The sequence below is a fragment of the Streptomyces sp. NPDC006368 genome (genome assembly GCF_040612535.1).
GTDB lineage: Bacteria > Actinomycetota > Actinomycetes > Streptomycetales > Streptomycetaceae > Streptomyces.
Map to the genome: position 1 here is coordinate 1 of NZ_JBEXQK010000090.1, position 1,534 is coordinate 1,534.

Consider the following 1,534-nt stretch of genomic DNA (forward strand, 5'->3'; position numbering starts at 1 on the left):
TGAGGACAAGCCCTCGGCCTATTAGTACCGGTCAACTCCACCCATTACTGGGCTTCCATATCCGGCCTATCAACCCAGTCGTCTACTGGGAGCCTTACCCTCTCAAGGAGGTGGGAATACTCATCTCGAAGCAGGCTTCCCGCTTAGATGCTTTCAGCGGTTATCCCTCCCGAACGTAGCCAACCAGCCATGCCCTTGGCAGGACAACTGGCACACCAGAGGTTCGTCCGTCCCGGTCCTCTCGTACTAGGGACAGCCCTTCTCAATATTCCTACGCGCACAGCGGATAGGGACCGAACTGTCTCACGACGTTCTAAACCCAGCTCGCGTACCGCTTTAATGGGCGAACAGCCCAACCCTTGGGACCGACTCCAGCCCCAGGATGCGACGAGCCGACATCGAGGTGCCAAACCATCCCGTCGATATGGACTCTTGGGGAAGATCAGCCTGTTATCCCCGGGGTACCTTTTATCCGTTGAGCGACGGCGCTTCCACAAGCCACCGCCGGATCACTAGTCCCGACTTTCGTCCCTGCTCGACCCGTCGGTCTCACAGTCAAGCTCCCTTGTGCACTTACACTCAACACCTGATTGCCAACCAGGCTGAGGGAACCTTTGGGCGCCTCCGTTACTCTTTAGGAGGCAACCGCCCCAGTTAAACTACCCATCAGACACTGTCCCTGATCCGGATCACGGACCCAGGTTAGACATCCAGCACGACCAGAGTGGTATTTCAACGGCGACTCCACCTGAACTGGCGTCCAAGCTTCACAGTCTCCCACCTATCCTACACAAGCCGAACCGAACACCAATATCAAACTGTAGTAAAGGTCCCGGGGTCTTTCCGTCCTGCTGCGCGAAACGAGCATCTTTACTCGTAGTGCAATTTCACCGGGCCTATGGTTGAGACAGTCGAGAAGTCGTTACGCCATTCGTGCAGGTCGGAACTTACCCGACAAGGAATTTCGCTACCTTAGGATGGTTATAGTTACCACCGCCGTTTACTGGCGCTTAAGTTCTCAGCTTCGCCCCACCGAAATGGAGCTAACCGGTCCCCTTAACGTTCCAGCACCGGGCAGGCGTCAGTCCGTATACATCGCCTTACGGCTTCGCACGGACCTGTGTTTTTAGTAAACAGTCGCTTCTCGCTGGTCTCTGCGGCCACCCCCAGCTCAGAGTGCAAAACTCCTCACCAGTGATGGCCCCCCTTCTCCCGAAGTTACGGGGGCATTTTGCCGAGTTCCTTAACCATAGTTCACCCGAACGCCTCGGTATTCTCTACCTGACCACCTGAGTCGGTTTAGGGTACGGGCCGCCATGAAACTCGCTAGAGGCTTTTCTCGACAGCATAGGATCATCCACTTCACCACAATCGGCTCGGCATCAGGTCTCAGCCTCAATGTGTGACGGATTTGCCTATCACACGGCCTACACCCTTACCCCGGGACAACCACCGCCCGGGCTGGACTACCTTCCTGCGTCACCCCATCGCTTACCTACTACCACCTTGGGCCGGCGGCTCCACCACTCCCCTT

General features: G+C 56.5%; 1 rRNA gene (cut by a window edge). It reads right to left on the reverse strand.

The features are described from left to right. Window position 1: 1 nt before the first annotated feature. A 23S ribosomal RNA gene (locus ABZZ38_RS30200) occupies window positions 2–1,534 on the reverse strand (it continues 1,690 nt past the right edge of the window).